This is a genomic window from Kitasatospora sp. NPDC088160 (assembly GCF_044741445.1).
Classification (GTDB): domain Bacteria; phylum Actinomycetota; class Actinomycetes; order Streptomycetales; family Streptomycetaceae; genus Kitasatospora.
The window spans coordinates 318,193-338,904 of sequence record NZ_JBIUSS010000010.1 but is presented as its reverse complement, the minus strand read 5'-3'; the positions used below and the strand labels follow the sequence as shown (position 1 = coordinate 338,904).

Annotated in this window: 14 protein-coding genes and 1 pseudogene; 5 read left to right on the top strand and 10 right to left on the bottom strand. The window is 73.9% G+C overall.

Annotated features, from left to right (window positions below; genetic code table 11):
* Nucleotides 1-135: 135 nt before the first annotated feature.
* The 3 genes and pseudogenes from ACIOGZ_RS18290 to ACIOGZ_RS18280 all read right to left on the bottom strand — a co-directional run bounded on the left by ACIOGZ_RS18290 (nucleotide 136) and on the right by ACIOGZ_RS18280 (nucleotide 4,486).
* The gene (locus tag ACIOGZ_RS18290) at nucleotides 136-2,139 is read right to left on the bottom strand and encodes an amino acid transporter (protein WP_400986445.1); all 2,004 of its coding nucleotides are present in this window, start codon (nucleotides 2,137-2,139) and stop codon (nucleotides 136-138) included.
* 235 nt (nucleotides 2,140-2,374) lie between these two features.
* Nucleotides 2,375-3,977, bottom strand: a pseudogene (locus ACIOGZ_RS18285) (multicopper oxidase family protein).
* A gap of 98 nt (nucleotides 3,978-4,075) precedes the next feature.
* A complete protein-coding gene (locus tag ACIOGZ_RS18280) occupies nucleotides 4,076-4,486 on the bottom strand; it encodes a DUF6153 family protein (RefSeq protein WP_363585962.1) in 411 nt (136 codons plus the stop codon).
* 199 nt (nucleotides 4,487-4,685) lie between these two features.
* On the opposite strand from ACIOGZ_RS18280, the gene ACIOGZ_RS18275 reads away from it, so the two are divergent.
* From ACIOGZ_RS18275 to ACIOGZ_RS18260, 4 genes are all read left to right on the top strand, one after another.
* Entirely contained in the window at nucleotides 4,686-5,087 is a 402-nt protein-coding gene (locus tag ACIOGZ_RS18275; RefSeq protein ID WP_363585961.1) for a hypothetical protein, read from the top strand.
* 3 nt (nucleotides 5,088-5,090) lie between these two features.
* Nucleotides 5,091-6,803 (top strand): alpha/beta hydrolase, encoded by a 1,713-nt coding sequence (locus ACIOGZ_RS18270; protein ID WP_400986443.1) that lies wholly within the window; start codon nucleotides 5,091-5,093, stop codon nucleotides 6,801-6,803.
* Nucleotides 6,800-7,327: a hypothetical protein gene (locus ACIOGZ_RS18265; RefSeq protein ID WP_371516118.1), complete on the top strand. Its 528-nt coding sequence runs from the start codon at nucleotides 6,800-6,802 to the stop codon at nucleotides 7,325-7,327. The genes ACIOGZ_RS18270 and ACIOGZ_RS18265 overlap by 4 nt, the downstream gene beginning before the upstream one ends.
* Nucleotides 7,328-7,500: 173 nt before the next feature.
* Entirely contained in the window at nucleotides 7,501-7,902 is a 402-nt protein-coding gene (locus tag ACIOGZ_RS18260; RefSeq protein ID WP_063346584.1) for a YccF domain-containing protein, read from the top strand.
* A gap of 136 nt (nucleotides 7,903-8,038) precedes the next feature.
* Here ACIOGZ_RS18260 and ACIOGZ_RS18255 read toward each other — a convergent pair whose 3' ends face one another.
* From ACIOGZ_RS18255 to ACIOGZ_RS18225, 7 genes are all read right to left on the bottom strand, one after another.
* On the bottom strand, nucleotides 8,039-9,670 hold the full coding sequence (locus ACIOGZ_RS18255; protein ID WP_400986442.1) for an AMP-binding protein: 1,632 nt from the start codon (nucleotides 9,668-9,670) through the stop codon (nucleotides 8,039-8,041).
* 139 nt (nucleotides 9,671-9,809) lie between these two features.
* Nucleotides 9,810-10,049, bottom strand: coding sequence for a chaplin (locus ACIOGZ_RS18250; RefSeq protein WP_363585957.1), 240 nt, complete (start codon nucleotides 10,047-10,049; stop codon nucleotides 9,810-9,812).
* A 92-nt stretch (nucleotides 10,050-10,141) separates the two neighbouring features.
* Nucleotides 10,142-10,552 (bottom strand): hypothetical protein, encoded by a 411-nt coding sequence (locus ACIOGZ_RS18245; protein WP_363627532.1) that lies wholly within the window; start codon nucleotides 10,550-10,552, stop codon nucleotides 10,142-10,144.
* Nucleotides 10,549-13,116: an Hsp70 family protein gene (locus ACIOGZ_RS18240; RefSeq protein WP_400986441.1), complete on the bottom strand. Its 2,568-nt coding sequence runs from the start codon at nucleotides 13,114-13,116 to the stop codon at nucleotides 10,549-10,551. Before ACIOGZ_RS18240 ends, ACIOGZ_RS18245 begins: the two co-directional genes overlap by 4 nt.
* A gap of 31 nt (nucleotides 13,117-13,147) precedes the next feature.
* A complete protein-coding gene (locus ACIOGZ_RS18235; protein ID WP_363585954.1) occupies nucleotides 13,148-13,927 on the bottom strand; it encodes a nucleotide exchange factor GrpE in 780 nt (259 codons plus the stop codon).
* Entirely contained in the window at nucleotides 13,924-14,349 is a 426-nt protein-coding gene (locus ACIOGZ_RS18230) for a hypothetical protein (protein WP_350883251.1), read from the bottom strand. The genes ACIOGZ_RS18235 and ACIOGZ_RS18230 overlap by 4 nt, the downstream gene beginning before the upstream one ends.
* Before the next feature lie 128 nt (nucleotides 14,350-14,477).
* The gene (locus ACIOGZ_RS18225) at nucleotides 14,478-18,659 is read right to left on the bottom strand and encodes a hypothetical protein (protein WP_400986440.1); all 4,182 of its coding nucleotides are present in this window, start codon (nucleotides 18,657-18,659) and stop codon (nucleotides 14,478-14,480) included.
* A 242-nt stretch (nucleotides 18,660-18,901) separates the two neighbouring features.
* Here ACIOGZ_RS18225 and ACIOGZ_RS18220 point away from each other — a divergent pair, with 242 nt between their 5' ends.
* Complete coding sequence (locus tag ACIOGZ_RS18220) at nucleotides 18,902-20,692, top strand: protein kinase (RefSeq protein ID WP_400986438.1); 1,791 nt, start codon at nucleotides 18,902-18,904, stop codon at nucleotides 20,690-20,692.
* The last annotated feature ends 20 nt before the right edge of the window (nucleotides 20,693-20,712 follow it).

The window sequence follows — 20,712 nt, the reverse complement described above, 5'->3', positions numbered from 1 at the left end:
CCGGGGGCCCCCCCCCCGCCCCACCCCGCCCGCGCCCGGGGGGGCGCCGCCCGCCCCCCCCGGCCCCCCCCCCCGGGGGCGGCCCCCCCGGCCCCCCCCGCGCGGGGGGGCCCGACGACGTCGTGCGGCGGAGCGTCAGCCGACGTGGACGCGCGGGCGGCGGCTGCGGTCGGGTTCGGCCTCGCGCAGCACCTCGCGGGTGACCGGGGCCACCTCGCCCTGGCCGAACAGGAAGAACCGCAGGAACTGGGCGAAGGGGTTGCCCTCGGTCCACTCGAAGTAGAGGTGCGGCTGCTGCCCGGTGCGGTCCCGGATGGTGAGGGCCAGCGCGGCGATCGCGTTCGGGATGCTGGAGCTCTCCAGTGTCAGCACCCGGTAGCGGCCGTGCAGCACCTCGCCGCGCACGGTCAGCTCGGTCTCGAAGTCGGAGGCGTCCCGGACGGTCACCTCGACGAAGACCAGGTCGTCCTCACCAGGGATGTCGTTGTCGGCGCGGATCTGGCGGATCTTGTCGCGGTACTCGGCGACGTCGCGGCGGGTCGGCTCGTTGGCGATCAGCCGCAGCGGGCGGTGCGCGTAGTCCCTGACGAAACGTTCCGCCACGTCGTCCAGTACCACGTCGGTGACGCGCAACTCGAAGGCGCGGCGCAGCCGGGAGAGCAGCGAGACCAGGATGATGCCGGCGATGAAGCAGGCGCCGATCTTCAGACCGTCCGGCCGCTCCAGGCAGTTCAGCACGGTGGTGTACAGGAAGATCGCCGCGATGATCGCGAAGGCGGTGGTCCAGCCCCGCTGCTTCGCCTTGTACGCGGCGATGGTGACGGCGATGGCCGCCGAACTGATCAGCACCAGCACACCGGTCGCGTACGCGCCGCCCTGGGCGTCCACGTCGGCGTCGAACAGCCAGGTGACCAGGAAGCCGATCAGGGTCAGCACGATCACCATCGGCCGCACCGCACGCGCCCAGTGCGGGGCCATGCCGTAGCGGGGCAGGTAGCGCGGCAGCAGGTTGAGCATGCCCGCCATGGCGGAGGCGCCGGCGAACCAGAGGATGGCGATGGTGGACAGGTCGTAGACGCTGCCGAAGGTGCCGCCCAGGTACTCGTGGGCCAGGTAGGCGAGGGCGCGGCCGTTCGCGTCACCGCCGGGCTTGAACTGGTCGGCCGGGATCAGCAGGGTGGTGATGAAGCTGGTGGTGATCAGGAAGCAGCTCATGATCACGGCGGCCGTGGTGAGCAGCTTGCGGGTGCCGCGGATCCGGCCGGTGGGCTTCTCCTCGGTGTCGTCCGGGTCCCCCTCGATGTGCGGCATCACGGCGACGCCGGTCTCGAAGCCGGACAGGCCGAGCGCCAGCTTCGGGAAGACCACCAGCGCCACGCCCACCATGATCACCGGGTTGCCGTGCTGGGCGGTCAGCGCAGTGGTCCAGTCCGTGACCACGTGCGGCGCCTCGATGATCTTCCAGATGCCGACGGCCACCACGACCACGTTCAGCGCCAGGTAGACGCCGACCAGGGCCACCGCCAGGCCGATCGCCTCGCTGAAGCCCTTCAGGAACACCGCGCCGAGCAGCGCGACCAGGATCAGCGTGATCAGCACCTGCTTGCCGCCGAGGACGCTGGTCAGGTGCGGGTTCTCCACCAGGTGCGCGCTCGCGTCGGCGGCCGACAGGGTGATCGTGATGAGGAAGTCCGTCGCCGCGAAACCGAGCAGCGCCAGGACGAACAGTTTGCCCTTCCAGAACGACAACAGCCGCTCCAGCATGGCGATCGAGCCCTCACCCCGCGGGCTCTCCTGCGCGACCCGCCGGTAGACCGGCAGCGCGCCCAGCAGGGTGACGACCACCAGCACGATCGTCGCGATCGGCGACAGCACGCCCGCCGCCAGGGCGGCGATGCCCGGCTGATAGCCGAGCGTGGAGAAGTAGTCCAGGCCGGTCAGGCACATCACCCGCCACCAGCGCCGGCCCTTGTGCGCGCCGGAGTCCCCCGCCTGCGCGCCGCCCTGCGAACCGTCCTGACCGGCCTGCCCGGTGGCCGGCTTGTCCGCCGACACGCCCTCCAGCAGCCAGCCCCGCAACCGTATTCGCGCCGACGACGGTTCCGCCGTCGCCGCCTCCGTCGAACCCGACGAAACCACCTTGCACCTCTTGTTAAAGACCCCGTAAAAGCGCCGTCGGGCGACGGCAGTGCGACAGGCTATGCGACCGGCGTTAAGGACGCGTCATCGCCCCGCGTTAAGAAAGCGTCATTGCTCCGCAGGTCGCGGCGGGTGGTGCGGCCGGTGACAGTGCGCCCGCGACGGGGCTCCGACCGGCGGCACGCGGCGTCGGGGCAGGGCCGCTCCCCCGCCCCGACGCCGCGTGCCGCGAAGGTCAGGCCCGGTAACCGAGGACGGTCATCATGCCCGTCTCCGCGTGGTAGACGTTGTGGCAGTGCACCATCCACAGGCCCGGATTGTCGGCGTCGAAGTCGACGGCGAGCGTCGCGCCCGGCAGCACGATCGCGGTGTCCTTGCGGGGCCCGTCACCGGGCAGCGCGAAGGTGTGGCCGTGCAGGTGGACGGGGTGCCACATGCTCGTGGTGTTGCGGAACTCCAGCCGCACCCGCTCCCCCGCCGCCACCGGGTAACGCTGCGCCGGGTCGTACCGGCGGCCGTTGAACGCCCAGTCGGCCTTCGCCATGCCGCCGGTGAGCTCCAGCCGCACCGTCCGGTCCGGCGCCCTGGCGGGCAGTCGCACGCTCGGGTCGGCCTTGAGCTGTGCCGCGCCGAGCAGCCTGCCGTCCAGCTCCGCCGGGCGCACCGAGGCGTCCGGCGCGGCGCCGCCGCCGGTGCGCAGCAGGGCGAGTGCGGAGGCGTTCTTGCCCTCGGCGAGCGCGGTCAGCGGGAACACGCCGTCCTGGACGGTCACCAGCACGTCGTAGCGCTCGCCCATGCCGAGCAGCAGCGCCTGGGTGGTGGCCGGCTCGACCGGGAAGCCGTCGGTGTGGGTGACGGTCAACTCGTGGCCGCCCAGCGCGACCCGGTAGGCGGTGTCGCCGCCCGCGTTGATCAGCCGGATCCGGACCCGGTCGCCGGGCTTGGCGGTGAAGGTCTCGGGCGCGCCGGCGAGCCGGCCGTTGACCAGGTGGAACGGGTGGCCGACATCGCCCGCGTCACCGCCGAGCAGCGCGCTGCGGGCACCCATCAGCATCCGGGACGGGCCGGCGGCGGGCGGGGCGGTGCTCGGGGCGCCGGTTGGAGTGCCGCCCATGGCTGCCATGTCGTGGCCGCCCATCGCCGGGTGGTCCATCCCCGCGCGGTCCATCCCGCCTATGCCCCGGGCGAGTTCGGCGAGCACGGCGTCCGGGGTGCTGCCGTCGACCCCGTCCACCCAGTCGTCCAGGACGACGACCCACTCCTGGGTCGTAGCGCAGCGGCTCCCTCGGGTCCTCGACGATCAGCGGCGCGTACAGGCCGCGGTCCTGCTGGACGCCGGAGTGCGGGTGGAACCAGTACGTCCCCGGGTGGGCGAGCGCGAAGCGGTACTCGAAGCCGGCGCCCGCCCGCACCGCGTCCTGGGTGAGCCCGGGTACGCCGTCCATGTCGTTGCGCAGCGCGAGGCCGTGCCAGTGCAACGAGGTGGGCTGCGGAAGGTGGTTGGCGAGACTGACGGCGAGCGTCTCGCCGACCGTGGCGCGCACCGCCCGGCCGGGCAGGCGGTCGCCGTACGCCCAGCTGCGGACGGTGCGGCCGCCCAGGTCGAGCGTCGTCTCGGTGGCGGTGAGCGCGACCTTGCGCTCCGGCCCGGGCCCGCGCCGCGCCTCGGCGGCGGCGACCTCGGGGCCGCCGGGGGCGACGAAGCCGCCCGGGGTGGTGGGGGCGGCGGCCCCATGGTCCATGCCCTTCATCGGATCGGCGGAACAGGCGGCGAGCAGACCGGTGCCGGCGGCGGCGAGCGCCGCGCCGAGCACGGTACGACGGGTGGGTGTGCGCATGACGGAGTGCACCTCGTGCGGTGGGTGTGGGTGAGCAGGACGTCGCGACGGCCGTCCCGCCCGCGCCGGAGCGCGGACCCGGGGCGGCCGGCGTACGCCTACTGACGCAGCACCGACAACCGGGCGAGGAGGATCCGCCCGCCTCCGGGCGGCGGCAACGCGCGAACGGCCCGCAGCAGCCGGGCCCTCACCTCGGCGGCGGCGTCACCGCCGTGCCGCAGCAGGGGGCCGGCGGCGAGGAGCAGCAACGTCCAGCCGGCGAGCACGGCCAGACACACCGTCATCGGATCCATGCCGTCGGCCGCCGCGGTGTGCACCGTCTCCCCGGCGCCCGCCGGGTGACCGGCGCTCACGGCGTGCCGCGTCGGCCCGTGGTCCGTCCCGTGCTCCACCCCGTGCCCGCCGGCGGCCGGATGGCCGAGCGTGTGCATCGTCACGATGCCGAGCAGGAGCGCCGCGAGGAGCAGCAGGCGCAGGGCCCGGGGGACGGTCGGACGCGGCTCCGCCATCGTCCACCTCCCGACCGACCTCGCCACCAGTTACCCCCGCAGGGTATCCCGAGCCGCGCCCACCGGCCGAGCCGGGGCAGGTCGCCCGGCCCATGCCCTCCCCACCGCCGGAAGATCGATCCGTTAGCATCCGTCAGCAGTTTGTCGACACGGACCCGGGCGGCGCGCCGGCCCGGGAGCTCATCAGCGGGGGAAAGACATGGCAGGTCCTGATCTGGCCTTGGAGTTCAAGGTCAACCCAGCCGAACTGGACGGCTGCGGACAGAGCGCTCAGCACATCGGCGGTCTCATACCGGGCGAGACCTCGAAGATCACCGATCCGTGCAACCAGGCCGCCGGGGGCCTGAAGGGCTGGCTCACCGCCGCCGCCATCCAGAACTGCGGCACGAACTGGAAGACGCTGCTGGACAAGCTCGGCGGCGACATGGGCGACGTCGGCACCAAGCTCGCCACGTCGGCCGCCTACTACCGCCAGGTCGAGAAGGACATCCACGGGAGCATGCGGAACCCGGCCGCACCGGTCCCCGACGAACCGGACCCCTTCAGCACGACCTTCGTCCCGGGCCCCGTGAAGCCCGCTGGCGCGAAGGCGGCCGAGTAGGCGATGGACATCAAGACCCTCCACGACGCCGACCTCATCAACCTCACCACCGCGAAGACCGCCTTCGACACCCTGGCCACCGCCTTCGGCCAGCACGTGGAGAACTGGCAGCACGAGGTCGTCGACCGGCTGAACCACTCGCAGTGGACCGGGAACGCCGCCGGTCACGCCCAGGCCCGGATCCAGCTCCTGGAGAACGAACTCCAGGCCGCCCAACAGGAGATCGGCCTCGTCAGCAGGGCCTTGCACGACGCGGCCGAGGGCTTCGCCGCCGCCCAGGCGCACCTGATCAACGCCCTCGACGACGCCAAGACCCACAAGCTGACCGTCGCCGCCGACGGCGGGATCACCTGGGACAACGACCCCGGATCCGCCGCCTTCGCCGGCACCGACGCCGAGTCGCAGGCCCAGCAGATCAGCAGCCGGATCACGGCCGCGCTCACCGAAGCCGCCCACGCGGACCAGACGATCAGCGCCCGGCTCGCCCACCTGGCCGGCAACGCGAGCGACGGCACCGGGCTCGACGCCGCCACGGCGAAGACCGACCTGGCCGCCGCGAACGCGCTCGAACAGGTCCCCGCCGCCGGCACCGACCCGAACAGCGTCAAGGGCTGGTGGAACGGCCTGACCGACGAGCAGCAGCACCGGATGATCCTCAACCACCCCGATCAGGTCGGCGCCCTCGACGGCGTCCCCGCGCTCGCCCGGGACCAGGCCAACCGGATCAACCTCCAGCGCGGCAAACAGGACCTCCAACACCAGCTCGACAGCCTCGGCCCGGAGCCGAAGCACTACCTGTCCGTCGCCGAGACCAACGGCGGGCCCGTCCAGAACCCCGACTACACGGAGTGGAAGCAGAAGCGCGACGACCTCGAAGACAAGCTGAAGGGCGTGACGGCCATCGAGAACCGGCTGAACACCCCGGTCAACGCCGAACACCCGCCCACCTTCCTGCTGGGCTTCGACACCAACGGCAAGGGCCACGCGATCATCGCGGCCAACAACCCCGACACCGCCGACAACGTCTCCACGTACGTACCCGGCACCGGCGCCCGGCTCGGCAGCATCGGCAGTGACATCAACCGCTCCGATCTGATGGTCAAGTCGGCCAACGACGCCAACCGGAAGGCGCAAGACCCGGGCACCACCTCGTCGATCACCTGGGTCGGCTACGACGCTCCGCAGACGATCATCCCCGAGGCCGCGGACGACAAGTACGCGAAGAACGCGGAGGACAAGCTGCACACCTTCGAGACCGGCCTGCACGCCACGCACGAGGGGAAGCTGTCGAACAACACCGTCCTCGCCCACAGCTACGGCACCACGACCGTGGGCTACGCCATGCGCGACAAGGGCCTTCCCGTCGACAACGTCGTCCTCATCGCCAGCCCCGGCTGCGGCGTCGAAAACGCCAAGGACCTGAACATCGACCCGTCCCGCGTGTACGTGGCGCAGAGCCCGGCCGACGCGATCGGCTGGGCCGCCGCCACCGACCCCGGCGGGATGACGGACAACATCGTCGACAACGTCGCCGGCTCGTGGGGCCTCGGCGACGGTGACCACCACCTGATCCACGGCCGACAGACCACCGTTCCCCAGTTCGGCGCGCAGATCCTGCCCACCAATCCCAACGCGGGGCACTCGGACTACTGGAACGACGATTCGCCCACCCTGACCTCCATGGGTCAGATCATCGCCGGAAAGCGGGTCTCATGAGCACCACCGAGCACACCCCGCTGATCAAACGGGTCACCGCCACCGCCGTACTGGCGGTCGCCGTCCTGGCCCTGAACTCCTGCGGCGTGCAGACCTTGAACGAGCGGTCGAAGTCCACGATCACGCTCGACCAGGCCAAGAAGCAGATCGACGCCTACCTCGCCGACACCCTGGCCAAGCTGCCGGTCAAGCCGACCGCGAGCTCGGACGATTTCTTCGACATGGAATGCGACGCCAACGACATCGGCCCGCACGGCAGGACGCAGACCCGTCGGGGATACGACTTCGGCGACGTCCCGTCCGCGCCCAAAGCCGAGGCGGTGAACGCCTTCCGAACATTCCTGACCGGCCAGGGCTTCCAACCGGTTCAGGATCCCCCCAATTTCCACAACGACTGGATCAGGCTGAAGAACCCCAAGGACGACTTCCTCGCCACCCTGGACGGGGTCTCCGACGCCAGCCACGACCTCACCCTCCGGGTCAGCTCCCCCTGCGTCTGGCCCGACGGCACCCCGCCGGCCTGATCCGAGCCGCCACACCGGGGCCGCACCCTCCGGAGGGTGCGGCCCCGGCACGTCCGCCCGCGCCGACCCCGGAACAAACCCCGAGGAACGTCCCCTAAGGGCGTAGACGCGCCCGGGGGCGGGCATGGCTGGATCGTGGAACCCCGAGCAGCAGCCGTGAGAAGGTGTCGGCCATGAAGGTGATCGAGTTCGTCCTCAATGTCATTTGGCTGATCTTCTGCGGTATCTGGATGGCTATTGCCTATACCGTCGCCGGAATCATCTGCTGCGTGCTGATCGTGACCATCCCGTTCGGCGTCGCGTCCTTCCGGATCGCCGGGTTCATCCTCTGGCCGTTCGGACGGACGACCGTGGAGAAGCCGGGTGCCGGGGCGGCGTCCTGCGTCGGGAACGTCATCTGGCTGATCTTCGCGGGCTGGTGGCTGGCGATCGCGCACCTGGTGACCAGCATCCCGCTGTTCCTGTCGATCATCGGCATCCCGTTCGGCTGGGCGAACCTCAAGATGATCCCGATCTCCCTCATGCCGCTCGGCCGCGAGGTCGTCCCCACCGACCAGGCCTGGGGCGCCCGGTAACCGCAGGAGAAGCAGCCGCAGGACGAACGGCCCCGGGCCGGCGGAAGAACCGCGGCCCGGGGCCGTTCGGCGTGTACGGGCGGGCTCGGACCGGGCGGCGGTGGGGCGGCGGCCCGTCGACCGGTTGCGGGTCGGGTCAGAGGCCGAGCAGGCGCACGGCCTCCGCGCGCATCTCGACCTTGCGGACCTTCCCGGTGACGGTCATCGGGAACTCCTCGACCACGTGCACGTACCGCGGGATCTTGACGTGGGCGAGCCGGCCGGCGCAGTAGGTGCGGACGGTGTCGGCGGTGAGCGGCTCGGCGCCCGCGCGCATGCGGATCCACGCCATCAGCTCCTCGCCGTACCTGGCGTCGGGCACGCCGACGACCTGGACGTCGAGGACGTCGGGGTGGGTGTACAGGAACTCCTCGATCTCGCGCGGGTACAGGTTCTCGCCGCCGCGGATCACCATGTCCTTGATCCGGCCGGTGATGGCGAGGTAGCCGTCCTGGTCCATGACGGCGAGGTCGCCGGTGTGCATCCAGCGGGCGGCGTCGACGGCCTCGGCGGTGCGCTCGGGCTCGCCCCAGTAACCGAGCATGACGGAGTAGCCGCGGGTGCAGAGTTCACCGGGCTCGCCGCGCGGGACGGTCCGGCCGGTGGCCGGGTCGACGACCTTGACCTCCAGGTGCGGGCCGACCCGGCCGACGGTGGAGACCCGGCGGTCGACCGTGTCGTCGGCGCGGGTCTGGGTGGAGACGGGCGAGGTCTCGGTCATGCCGTAGCAGATGGCGACCTCGGCCATGCCCATCCGGCCGATGACGTCCTTCATCACCTCGGCCGGGCAGGGGGAGCCCGCCATGATGCCGGTGCGCAGGCTGGCGAGGTCATGGCGCGCGAAGTCCGGGTCGGCGAGTTCGGCGATGAACATGGTGGGCACCCCGTACAGCGAGGTGCAGCGCTCGGCGGCGACGGCGGCCAGGGTGGCGCCCGGGTCGAAGGAGGGTGCGGGGATCACCGTGCAGGCGCCGTGGGAGATGGCCGCGAGGTTCGCCATCACCATGCCGAAGCAGTGGTAGAACGGCACCGGGACGCAGATCCGGTCCTGCTCGGTGTAGTTGAGCAGTTCGCCGACGAAGTAGCCGTTGTTGAGGATGTTGTGGTGCGACAGGGTCGCGCCCTTGGGGGAGCCGGTGGTCCCGGAGGTGTACTGGATGTTGATCGGGTCGTCCGGCGCCAACTCCCGCTGCCGCTGCGCGAGAAGGCCGGGGTCGGCGCGGCGCCCGGCGGCGAGCAGGGCGTCCCAGTCGGGGCCGCCGATCAGCACCCTGCTCTCCAACTCGGGGCACCGGGGCCGCACTTCCTCGATCATTCCGGCGTAGTCGGAGGCCTTGAAGCGCTCGGCCGCGACCAGCAGGCGGATCCCGGCCTGGTTCAGCACGTACGCCAACTCGTGCGAGCGGTACGCCGGGTTGATGGTGACCAGGATCGCGCCGAGCTTGGCGGTGGCGTACTGGGTGAGCGTCCACTCGGCGCAGTTGGGCGCCCAGATGCCGACCCGGTCGCCCTTGGCGATGCCGAGGTCGAGCAGGCCCAGGGCCAACGCGTCGACGTCGGCGGCGAGTTCGGCGTACGTCCAGCGGCGGGCGGTGGCCCGGTCGATCAGGGCGTCCCGTTCGGGGAAGGCGCGCACCGCGCGGTCGAGGTTCTCCCCGATGGTGTCGCCGAGCAGCGGCACGTCCGAGGTGCCGGAGGCGTAGCTGCGCGGGGTCGGCGTGGTCGGCACGTTCTGGCTCCTGGGTGGGCGCGTGCGGGTCGGACCCCATGGTCTCCACCGCGTGCCCCGCGCCGCCACCCCCGAACGGGGGTGCGGACACGATGCTGGGGCCGTCCGTCGGGTGCGACGGACGGCCCCAGCAGTCGGGTCAGGCGTTGACGCAGGTGTTGCCGAAGGCCGGGTTGAGGATGCTGATGATGCCGATCGAGTTGCCGCAGACGTTGGCCTCGAGGTTGATCGGGATCTGGATCTGGTTGCCGGAGAGCACACCGGGGGAACCGAACGCGACACCGTTCGCGGTGGCGTCGCCCGCGGCGGCGGTGCCGGCACCGGCCAGGACGGCCACGGCGGCGAGTGCGGTGGCGGCGAGGGTGGTACGAATACGCATTGCGTCACTCCTTGTGAGGGCAGCGAACATCCATGTGACGAACACACTCGCACCGATCGAACTCGATGGCAGGCCGGGAACGGCCGAATTGGTCACTCAGAGGGCGTGTCGTCCTCCCGCTCCCCCGGCTCCGGCCCCGCGCACCCGGACGCGCTCACCCATTCCAGCAGGTCCCGGGCCGGTTCGAGCCCCGGTTCGGCCGCCACCGCGCGGTGCAGCAGTCCGAGCGCGAACGCCCCGTCGCCGGCCGCCAGCGCCGCCAGCGCCCGGTTGTAGTCGATCCGAGCGGCGTAACGCAGCCGGAACAGCACGCCGAGATCCTCCCGGCAGGACGGACAGCGCAGGCCCTGCGGGTCCGCCGGGACGGCGCACTGCGGGCAGAGCACCTCGATCGGCGGAACGTCGGCAGCCCGCCCGCCGATCGGGTGCACGTCGGCCGGGGACAGCTCGGACCGGTACACCTCGGACGGAGGTACCTCGGACGGAGTCACGTTGGAGTTCATCGCGGACCGGCCTCCTCCGGGCGGACCGGGCCGAGCGACTCCGCGAGCGGCTCGCTGCCCAGCTCCCGCTGCGCCTGCGCGTACAGCGCCAGCAGCGCCGAGCTGTGCTGGTTGGCGGCCTCCATGTTGGCCGACTCCACCGCCTCGTCCAGCCCGCGCAGCTCGGCCATGATCCGCTGGGCCAGCGCCGGCGAGACCATGTTCTGGTTGACGTAGACGTTGCACATGGTGAGCATCCGGAAGGTGTGCCCGAGCGAGTCGCACAGCTCGTCGGCCCGCTGGGCGGCGCGCATGGCGCCCTCCCAGTCGGCCGCCTCGCGGCGCAGCCGCAGGTCGGCGGCCACCGACCGCAGCCGGTCGAGGTCGCTCGGGTCGAGGTGCTTCTCGCAGTAGTGGATGAACAGGCTGAGGTACGCCTCCGAGCCGCGCACCCAGCGCTGGGCCTTCAGCTGGCGCTGGGCCCGCTCCAGCGCCTCGTCCACCGACTGGCCGCGGGTCTGGCCGGCGGCCAGGTCGTCCAGGCTGTCCATGAGGCGCTGCGCCTCGCGCATCTCGGCCTCGGTGAGCTCGCCGCCCCAGCGGTCGGTGAAGGTCTCGATCTGCCGCTGCTGCTCCTCGACCTGGACCTTGAGCTCGGGGTCGAGGGTGACGCGCTCCAGCTTGACGGTCTTCTCGCCGCCGCCCTGGATCCGCACCGACAGGGTGATGGTGCGGTCCCGGTCGAGACCGAAGGACACCTCCACCGGGGTGCGGCCGCCGAGCCCGGCGGGCAGCCGCAGGGTCAGGTGGCCGATCAGCTCGTTCTGCTGGGCGATCTCGTGCTCGCCCTCGTAGACCGCGATCTCCAGCCGCTGGCGGCCGCTGCCGGAGACCACGAACTCGCGGCTGACCGGCGAACTGGTCGGGTAGCTGGTGTTCTTGGGGATGATGACGGCCAGTCGGCCGTCGTTGAGCTCGATGCCGAGGTTCTTCGGGGTGATGTCGAACGGGTTGGTGACCTGCATCAGCTCGCCGCAGCCCTGGCAGGCCTCGCTGCCGGGCGGGTTGACCACGCCGCAGGCCGCGCAGCGCAGGCCGACGTCCTCGGCGGCGGTCGAGGCGACCCTGGTCTGCCCGGGTGCGGCGGAGTTGAGTGCCTCGCCGCACAGTTCGCAGGCGGTGACGCCGGGGGCGGCGGGTGTGCCGCAGCGCGGGCAGTTGTCGCTGCGTACGGCGGTGGCCGCCTGGGACTGCGCCGGGATGGCCGCGCCGGCGGCCGAACCGCCCAGCTCCTGGCCGCACTTGGGGCAGGCTCCGGCCTCGGCGTCGACCGGGAGGTGGCAGCCGGTGCAGGAGAGCCGGGGCCCGCCGAGCAGCGTGGTGGCGCAGTTGGCGCAGTTGGAGGCGGAGAGGTCGCCGGGGGCCCGGCACTCGGGGCACTCCACCTCGCCGACCAGCGCGGACTGCACGGCCGCGCCGAGCGCCACGCACTGCATCGGGTTGACGCCGCGCCGGATCCGGCGCGGCCCGAAGACCTCGCCGAGCCGCCGGGCCACCAGCGGGATCGCGGTGGAGCCGCCGACCAGCACCACCTCGTCGATGTCCCCGACGGTGAGGTTGGCCTGCATGATGGCCTTGTGGGTCAGCTCGATGGTGCGTTCGATCTGGGCCTCGATCAGCTCCTCGAAGCGGGCCCGCTCGAATTCCGTCTCCAGCACCAGCTGGCCGGCGCCGAGGCCGGGCAGGATCACCTCGGAGGCCTCCTGGTGGGAGAGCTCGATCTTGATGGTCTCGGCCGTGGAGGCGATCTTGGGGCGGTCCCGCAGGTCGGGCTGGTAGTCCGCGCCGTACTCCTCGCGGATGTCCTCCAGCAGTGCGGTGGTGATGGCCCGGTCGAAGTCGTCGCCGCCGAGCAGGTTGTCGCCCTCGATGCCGAGCACCGAGACCGAGCCGGGGACCAGCAGCAGGATGGAGATGTCGAAGGTGCCGCCGCCGAGGTCGTAGACCAGGACGGTCCGGCCCTCGTCGCCGGCCTCGGAGGTGATCCCGTAGGCGAGCGCGGCGGCGGTCGGCTCGTTGATGATCCGCAGCACGTGCAGGCCGGCCATCCGGCCCGCCTCCTGGGTGGCGGCGACCTGCCGTTCGCCGAAGTACGCGGGGACGGTGATGACGGCCCGGTGGAAGGGCTCGCCGAAGCGCTGCTCGGCGTCCTCCTTGAGGCGGTGCAGGATGATCGCGGAGATCTCGATCGGGGTGTAGGAGCGGCCGTTGAACCAGACGTTGACGTCGCCGTCGGTGCCTGCCGTGACCTTGTAGTCGACCTCCTTGAGGGCGGCCTGGACCTGCGGGTCCTTGAACTTGCGGCCCATGAAGCGCTTGACCGAGCGGATCACGTTGGCGCCGTCGATGGCGACCCGGCTGCGCGCCGTGGAGCCGACCAGCAGTTCGCCCTTGCGGCCGCTGCCGACCACGGAGGGCGTGGCCTCCTGGTTCTGCCGGTTGAAGATGATCTCCGGCTCGCCCCGGCGCAGGTGGGCCACCACCGAGTTGGTGGTGCCCAGGTCGATGCCGAGTGTGCGGTACATGTCGTTCCCCTCTTGCCCCTCGTGGTCCTGGCTACTTCTTCCGCTTGCGCCGGCCGCCCGCGGCCGTTCCCTTCCGGCGGGCCCGGGGCGGGGCCGCCGTGGCCCGGGCGGCGGGGTTCACCGGCGCGACGGCGGGTTCGGTGCCGCCGTCCTCCAGCTCGGTGTCCGCACCCTCGGCTTCCGTGGGCCCGGGGTCCGCAGGTTCGGGATCCGCCGGTGCGGGATCCTCGGTGGGCCCGGCCTCCTCGGCCTCGGCCTGCTCCGGTGCGGGCTCCAGGGCCCGCTCGACGTCCTCCGCGAGGACCGGCTCCCCCACCGGGGCGGGCTCGGGCACCGCGGCGACGACGACCTGGGCGCGGCGCAGCACCTCCTCCTCCCAGAAGAACCCGGTGACCACCGTCCGGACGACCGTCTCCGGCGCCACTCCGGGACGCGGCTCGGTGCCGACGATCTCGGTCAGCGCCGGGTCCGCCGCCAGCCCCTCCAGCCGCATCGGGCGCACCCCGGCCTTGGCGAGGCGGCCGAGCAGCCGCCGGCGGGTGGCCTCGATCCCGGTGCCGCGCCCGAGCAGCACCAGCTCCCGGTCCAGGCCGAGCGCGGCGAGGGCGTCGTCCACCTCGACCAGGATGCCCAGCAGGTCCCGCTGGGTGGCCCGGGCGGTCTGCGCCTCCTCGGCCCGCAGGCGCTGCAGGAGGGAGGCCCGGTACAGCAGTTGGCTGAACGCCTGGTCGAGGTCGACCTCCAGGGCGCGCTGCGGGACGTCCAGCGGCCGGTGGCCGGCGGGCGCGGGAGCGGTCGGCGTGTCGGTCATTCGGGTACCTCGATCTGCGGCAGCACGGACAGGTCGGCCGCGTAGCGGGCGGGGACGGGCGGTTCGGGGTCGGCGCCGCCGGGGGCGGGTTCGGCGAAGTCGGCCGCCGCCTCGGCCCGGTGCAGCACCAGGAGGGCGGCGGCGGGCGGCAGCGGCGGGCGTTCGACGACCAGCAGCGGTTCGGCGAGGGCGGGCGCCAACAGTTCGGCGGCCTGGTCGACCGGCTCCGGCGGCAGGGGCCGCTGGAGGTCCAGCTCCAGCCGCCGGTCGGGGTTGCGCAGCAGGGCGGCGGCGTCCTGGATCTGCTGGCGACTGTAGCGGCCGGCCTTCATCGCCGGGCCGACGGCGAGGTTGATCTCGCGCACGCCGGCCGTGAGCGCAACGCCCAGGACCTCGTACGGCGACGGTTCGTGCAGTGGCATGGCGGGCGGCTTCTCTCCTCACGGCTGACGGGGGCTCAGGGGTCGGTTGTGGCTCAGGGATTGGCTGCGACTGCGGATCAGGAACGGGTGCATGGGCTACGACGACGACGGCGGCGCCGCGGTTGCCGTCAGCGCAGCGCGCCGATCCTCCGTTGCAGGGCGCGCAGGTCGCGGTCGTCCGGGTTGTACTCGACGGCCTTGCCGATCAGCGAGCGGGCCTCCCGGAACTGGCGCAGGTTGGCCCGGCTGACGGCGTAGGAGCTGTAGACGACGCTGAGTTCGACGTGCAGCTTGGCGACGTCCTCCGGGGTGCGGGAGAGCGCGAGCGCCTCCTCCAGCAGCCGGATCGCGTCGCGGTAGCGGTGGGCCTCGTAGTGGCCGATGGCCTCGCCGCGCCAGACGCTGACCATCAGGCGGCGGATCTCGTCCGAGTCGTCGTAGGACCGGGCCTTCTGGAGCATGGCGGCCTGGGTGGTGAACGGGCTGCCCTGGAGGTTGTCCAGCATGTGGTTGGCCAGCATCACGGCGACCCGGCGCGGGGCCTCCTCCTCGGTGTCGCCGTCCCATTCCGGGTCGGCGCGCAGGGCTTGCGCCATCCGGTCGACGGCGAGGGCGCGGTGGTCCGCGAAGGCGGCGATGCGGGAGAGGTGGCGCAGCACGAAGGCGAGGCCGAGCCGGTGGTCCGGGTCGGGGTTGAGCGCGATCAGCTCCCGCCACGCGTCGGCGGCCTCCTCCAGTTCCGCTTCGGGGGCGTCGGGGCGGCTGAGCTGGCCGGCCCGGTTGCCGAGGGCGGCCTCCAGGAAGTGGACGGCGGTCGGGTCGCCGGGGGCGAGTTCCATGCTCTTGCGCAGCAGGACCAGGGCGCGGGGGTAGTCCTTGTCCTCGTTGTTGATCTTGCGGGCCCACTGGGCGTAGGTGGCGCCGAGGTCGCCGCGCACCTCGGGGTGGTCGGGGGCCAGCGCGAGGGCCTTCTCCAGGAGTTCGGTGGCGCCCGCCTGGTCGTCGTCGCTGCTCTTGAGCAGGGCGCGGGCGGCCCGGACGCCGCACTCGGCGGCGATCGCGGGCGCGTCGGCGGGCAGGACGGCGCCGGGCACGGCCCGGGCGCGGGTGAGGCAGTCCAGGGCCTCGCGCCAGTCCTGGTTGCGGTGGTGCTCGCGGGCCTCGCTGACCAGGCTCTCGCCGAGCAGGTCCCGCCAGCCCGTTCCGCGTTCGGCCTCGGGCACCGCGTCCAGGGCGCCGACCGCGGCGGCCTGGCGGCCCTGGAGGAGCAGGTAGCGCTGCGGGCCGAGGTCGCCGAACAGGCCGAGGGCCCTGGTCAGCGGGTGCCCGTCGGGGGTTTCCGGCTGCCGCCAGGCCCGTACGGCCTCGTCGAACCCGGCTGCCCAGGCTGCGAGTTCGGGCTCCTGGCGGAGCAGCCGGTCGAGCGCGGGGCCGAGGGCGAGGCGCCGGGCGGGGCGGCCGGGCAGGGCGATCCGGACGCCCTCCTGGGCGAAGGCTTCGGCGCTGTGCGCCTCCATGCCGAGGCGCAGGGTCCAGGCGGTGACCTCGTCGCCGGTGCGGCCGGCGGCCCGGTCCAGGGCGCGCAGGTCCTCGCGGAGGCGGTCGGTGAGCGCGCCGCGGGCGGTGGACATCCGCTGCGGTTCGGCCGGGCGGCCGGTGATCCGGGCGGACTCCGCCCACAGGTCGGGCTGGTGCAGGGCGGCGACCAGGCAGCCGAGCGTCCAGGTCCAGATCCGCTCGTCCGGCCCGGCGCCGTCCGGACTCTCCGGGGCTTCCGGGCCAGCCTGGAGGGAGACCGCGAGCCGGTAGCCGGCCAGGCCGAGCGCGTGCAGCAGCCGGGGGTGGGCCGGGTCCTTGAGCAGCAGGGCGTGGTAGCCGTCCCAGGCCTCGCGGTGGCGGCCCTCGACGGCGTGCTGGTGGGCCTCGTGCTCGGCGAGCAGGACGAGCGCGGCGGCGGCCTGCGGCCGGCCCGGGGCGAGGGTGAGGGCCTGGCGCAGGTCGCCGGCCGCGCGTCCGGGCTCCCCGGCGTCGAGGGCGGCGCCGGCCCGGCGGATCAGGACGGCCCCGCGCGCGGCGGCCGCGTCCGCCGGCAGGTCGGCCAACGCCTCGTCCAGTCGGCCGAGTTCGGCCCGCAGCAGGGCGAGGTCCAGCCGTGCGGGCGCGGCGGCGGGGCTGTCGCCGAGGGCCTGCGCCCAGGCGGCGAGGACGGGTTCGGCCTGCTCGGGCACCCCGGCCCGGCGGGCGCAGTCCAGGACGGCGCGCAGTGCGGGGCCGACGCAGCGCACGCAACGCGGCGAGGCGTCGTCGGCGGGGCGGTGCAGGTGGGCGGCGCAGACCTCCCGGCCGCAGCCGGCGCAGGTGCCGGTGGCGGGGACGGGGCAGGTGCCGGTGGCGGTGGCGGTGGCGGGGGCGGGGCAGATGGCGCAGTCGGCCGTCGCGGGCGGGGGCTGCGGCGGTTCGGGGGCCTGGCCGGCGGTCAGGAAGTGGCGGTACCAGTCCAGTGCGGCGGCCCAGTTGCCGGCCCGTTCGGCGAGCAGCGCCCGCAGCCGGGCGAGGGCCGGGTCACCGGCCGGGTCGGGGGCGAGCGGGGCGAGCAGGGCGATGGTCTGGACCGGACGGCCGGTCAGCAGGGCGGCGGCGGCCAGGTGGTAGCGGTCGCGCGGCCCGGTGGCGGCGTCGAGCAGGGTGCCCAGCGGTTCGGTGGAGCCCCCGGCCAGGGCGAGGGCGGCGCGCAGCCGGGCCTGCCGGTGGGTGACGGAGCCGGGCAGGGTGTCGGCGAGGGCGAGGGCGGCGGCGGCCCGCTCGCGGGGTTCGGGCCGGTCGCGGCCGGTGATCAGCAGGTGCGCGGCCTCGCGCAGGGCGGCCTCGCGCAGCGCGGCCCGGTAGCCGGGGGCGGCCGGGTGGTCGGCGGCGGCCTGCTGCCAGAGCTCCCGGGCGGCCACCGGGTCGTCGGCCAGCCGGGTGCGGGCGAGCCGGTCGCGGGCCAGGGCCTGCCGTTCGCGCAGGTCCTCGTCGTGCAGCGGCTCCCATCGGGCCAGGGCGCCGGCCGGGTCGTCGGTGCGGGCGAGGGCGAGACCGTGGTGGAAGGCGGCGATCCGGGCCCAGCGGGAGTCCGGTTCGACGTCCGCCTCGGCGCCGAGGACGGGCGCGGCCTCGGCGGCCTGCCCGGCGGCGAGCAGGGCCGCGCCGAGCCGGACCCGGGCGGGGCGCCAGTCGGGGGCGAGGCCGAGGCCGGTGCGGTAGTCGGCGGCCGCCTCGGCGGGGCGCGCGGCCCGCTCGTGCACCAGGGCGAGGCCGAACCGGGCCGGGGCGAAAGAGGGTTGGACGGTCAGGGCGGCGGTGAACTGGTCCCGGGCCTGGTCGTCGGCGCCGAGCAGCAGGGCGAGCCTGCCGAGGGCGTAGCGGGGGCGGGCGTCGCCGGGGGTCTCGGTGGCGGCGGCCGCGAGGTCGGACCAGGCTGCGTCGGTGGCGCCGAGCCGCTGCCGGGCCAGGCCCCGGAAGAGCAGGCTCTCGGTGCGCAGCGCCGGGCCGCGCCCCCACGGGGAGGGCTCGCCGGGGCCCCGGCGCAGCGCCTCGTCGAAGGCGGCGACGGCGGGTTCGTCCTGGTGCAGGGTGAACAGCTGGGCGCCCCAGCGGAACCAGAGTTCGCCGCTGCCGCCGGGGGCGGCCGCGGCGAGCAGGGTCTCGGCCTCGGCGGCGCGGTCGGTGCCGCGCAGCAGGGCGGCCCGGGCCAGGACCGGCCAGTCCCGGCCGGGCAGTGCGGCCAGCGACCGGGTGGTGGCGCTCTCGCGCTGCTCGGGGGAGCCCTCGCGGCAGAGCCGTTGGAGCCAGTCCGTGGCACGGGCGGCGGCTGCGGCCTCCTCACCAGGTTCGGCGCCGTCGGCGGTGGCCTGGAGGAAGGCGAGCAGCGGCCCGAGGTCGCCCTCGGGGGCGGATATCCGCTCCTCGGCGAGGCGGTGCAGGCTCCACCGGGGCAGTTGCCGGGCCGGGTCGGCGAGCAGCGGGAAGGCCTCGCGGTGCAGGGCGAGGGTGGCCTGCTGGTCGCCGGTGGGGACGGTGGCCTCGGCCTGGCCGAGCAGGGCGAGGCCGCGTTGCGGGCGCAGTTCCTCGGGGCCGGCGGCGAGCCGTTGGGCGAGGCGCGCGTAGCGGCGACGGGCCTGCGGGGCCTTGCCGGCGGCGAGCCGTTCGGCGGCCGCGGCCAGGGCCTTGGCCACGGCCTGGGCGTCCAGGCTCCGTCGGCGGCGGGCCAGTACGACGGCTGCCGCACCGGCCAGTGCCACCACGATCAGCAGCACCGCGAGCTGCACCATGCACTGTCCCCCTGCGTTTGGAAATACGCCACTCGATGATCAACACACGGTGTGTGATCATGACTTGACGCTGTTTCGATGTTGCTCGGGCGCCCATCAGAATAGGCCCTCCACCGGACAGACGAACAGAATTGAGCACTATCCTGGGCGACGCAGCGGAAGCGGTGCGAGAACCACCGCGCGGGAACCGGCCCGAGGCCGGGTCAGGGCGAACAGGCCAACAGGGTCCAGTCGGGGGATGCGTGTCCGAGTCGCGTTGGGTGCCCGGGCTCCGGTTCGGGCCGGAGTTCGACCCCGAGCAGTACGAGCTCCTGGAATTCCACCACCGGGGCGGCGAGGCCGAGGTGTGGCGGGCGGTGCGGACCGGCCACAGCGGGCTCAAGGAACTCGTCGCCGCGAAGATCATGCTGGAGCGCGACCCCTCCGAGGTGCGGCGCTGGCTCGGCCGCTGGGACGACGTCTCGCACAACGCCCACCGCCTGGACGTGACCGACCTGGTGGTGCCCAGCTTCCTGCTCGGCCCCTCCCCGCACCGGCCCGGCGCCGCGCCCTCCGCCGGGCTGCTCGGCTACCAGATCTCCCCCTGGGTCGAGGGCGTGCCGCTGCACACCTGGGCCCGCACCCAGCGCGGCGGCCCGGCGGCGGTGGCCGAGGTGCTGGCCCGGCTCTGCCGGATCGTCGACGAACTGCACCGCAAACGCTGGGTGCACCGCGACATCTCCCCCGCCAACGTCCTGGTGGACGCCCAGAACCAGGTCAAACTGATCGACCTGACCTTCCTGGCCCCGCTCGACCACACCCTCACCGTCGCGGTGTTCACCCCCGGGCACGTCCCGCCGGAGGCCGAGCAGGTCGGCGGCTTCCCCACCACCGCCAAGGACCTGTTCGCGGTCGGCACCCTCGCCCGCACCCTGCTGCTGCCCGACCACGGCCGGCTCGACCACCGGCTCGCCGCCGAACAGGCCCGCGCCGAACTCCTGGCCGCCGGCTACGGCGAGGACCTGGCGCGCTGGGCCTGCGAACCGCTCGCCCGCGAACCGGACCGCCGCCCCTCCCCGCTCGGCCCCTGGGTGGGCCGCGGCCGCGAACTCCTGCGCTCCCGCCGACCGGTGGCGCGCACCGCGGGCCTGGCCGTCCTGCCCGACCGGGCCGGCCGGCCGCTGCTGGTCACCGGCGGCGCCGACGGCGCTGCACTGGCCGGCCCCGGACACCACGGGCAGCGCCTGCCGGCCGGCCAGGGGCCCGGCCCGGTCAGGGAGTTGCTGGCCGGCTGGGCCGGCAGCCAGGGCGAACTGGTGGTCTGCGCCGAGGACCGCGGCGGGACGCTCTGGGTCGGCACCTCGGCCGGCTGGTGGGAGGCCGCGCGCGGCGTCAGCGGGCTCGCCGGGGCGGTCAACTCCGCCGGGGAGATGACGGTCTGGACGGCGGCCGGCGGCGCCCTGCGCTCCTACCGCTGGGCGCCCGGCCTCACCCTCACCGGCCAGGAGCTGCCCGGCTGCCCGGCCGACCGGGTGCTCGCCGCCATGGAGGAGCGGGCCGGATCCTGGCTGGTCCTGGTCGAGCACCGGGAGCGGGTGCTGAGCTGGCGACCGGGCTCGGCCCAGGGCCCCGCCCCGCTGGGGCAGCCCGGCGCCCTGCGCGCCGGGGCGCTGGCCCGCACCTCCGCCGGCCCGCAGGCCGCGACGCTGCGCCCGGACGGCTCCGTCCAGCTGCACACCCTCGGCACGGCCGGCACGGCCCCCGAGATCGGCGACGGCGAGCCCTCCCTCGGCGTCGCGATGGCCGGCCACCGGGGCGGCCCGACGGTGGCGCTGGCCGGCGCGGGCGGCGTCCGGCTGCGGCTGCCGGCCGGCGGCGCCTCCCGGCGTCCGCGCTGGTGGCGGCCGACGCTGCGCCCGGCCACCCGGGTCGCGCTCGCGATGGGCGAGGACTGGCGGCTGTGCCTGGCCGCGGTGGTGGAGGGCGAGTTGCAGTGCTGGCAGGAGGACGCGGCGTACCGGTGGCAGGCGGTGGCGCTGCCCGAGCAGGGCTGAGCGGGGCTTCGCGGGGCTGA

Coding starts and splice junctions, on each gene's coding strand:
- ACIOGZ_RS18280 (WP_363585962.1), bottom strand. CDS start 4,486: ATGGCGGAGCCGCGTCCGACCGTCCCCCGGGCCCTGCGCCTGCTGCTC.
- ACIOGZ_RS18275 (WP_363585961.1), top strand. CDS start 4,686: ATGGCAGGTCCTGATCTGGCCTTGGAGTTCAAGGTCAACCCAGCCGAA.
- ACIOGZ_RS18270 (WP_400986443.1), top strand. CDS start 5,091: ATGGACATCAAGACCCTCCACGACGCCGACCTCATCAACCTCACCACC.
- ACIOGZ_RS18265 (WP_371516118.1), top strand. CDS start 6,800: ATGAGCACCACCGAGCACACCCCGCTGATCAAACGGGTCACCGCCACC.
- ACIOGZ_RS18260 (WP_063346584.1), top strand. CDS start 7,501: ATGAAGGTGATCGAGTTCGTCCTCAATGTCATTTGGCTGATCTTCTGC.
- ACIOGZ_RS18250 (WP_363585957.1), bottom strand. CDS start 10,049: ATGCGTATTCGTACCACCCTCGCCGCCACCGCACTCGCCGCCGTGGCC.
- ACIOGZ_RS18245 (WP_363627532.1), bottom strand. CDS start 10,552: ATGAACTCCAACGTGACTCCGTCCGAGGTACCTCCGTCCGAGGTGTAC.
- ACIOGZ_RS18240 (WP_400986441.1), bottom strand. CDS start 13,116: ATGTACCGCACACTCGGCATCGACCTGGGCACCACCAACTCGGTGGTG.
- ACIOGZ_RS18235 (WP_363585954.1), bottom strand. CDS start 13,927: ATGACCGACACGCCGACCGCTCCCGCGCCCGCCGGCCACCGGCCGCTG.
- ACIOGZ_RS18230 (WP_350883251.1), bottom strand. CDS start 14,349: ATGCCACTGCACGAACCGTCGCCGTACGAGGTCCTGGGCGTTGCGCTC.
- ACIOGZ_RS18225 (WP_400986440.1), bottom strand. CDS start 18,659: ATGGTGCAGCTCGCGGTGCTGCTGATCGTGGTGGCACTGGCCGGTGCG.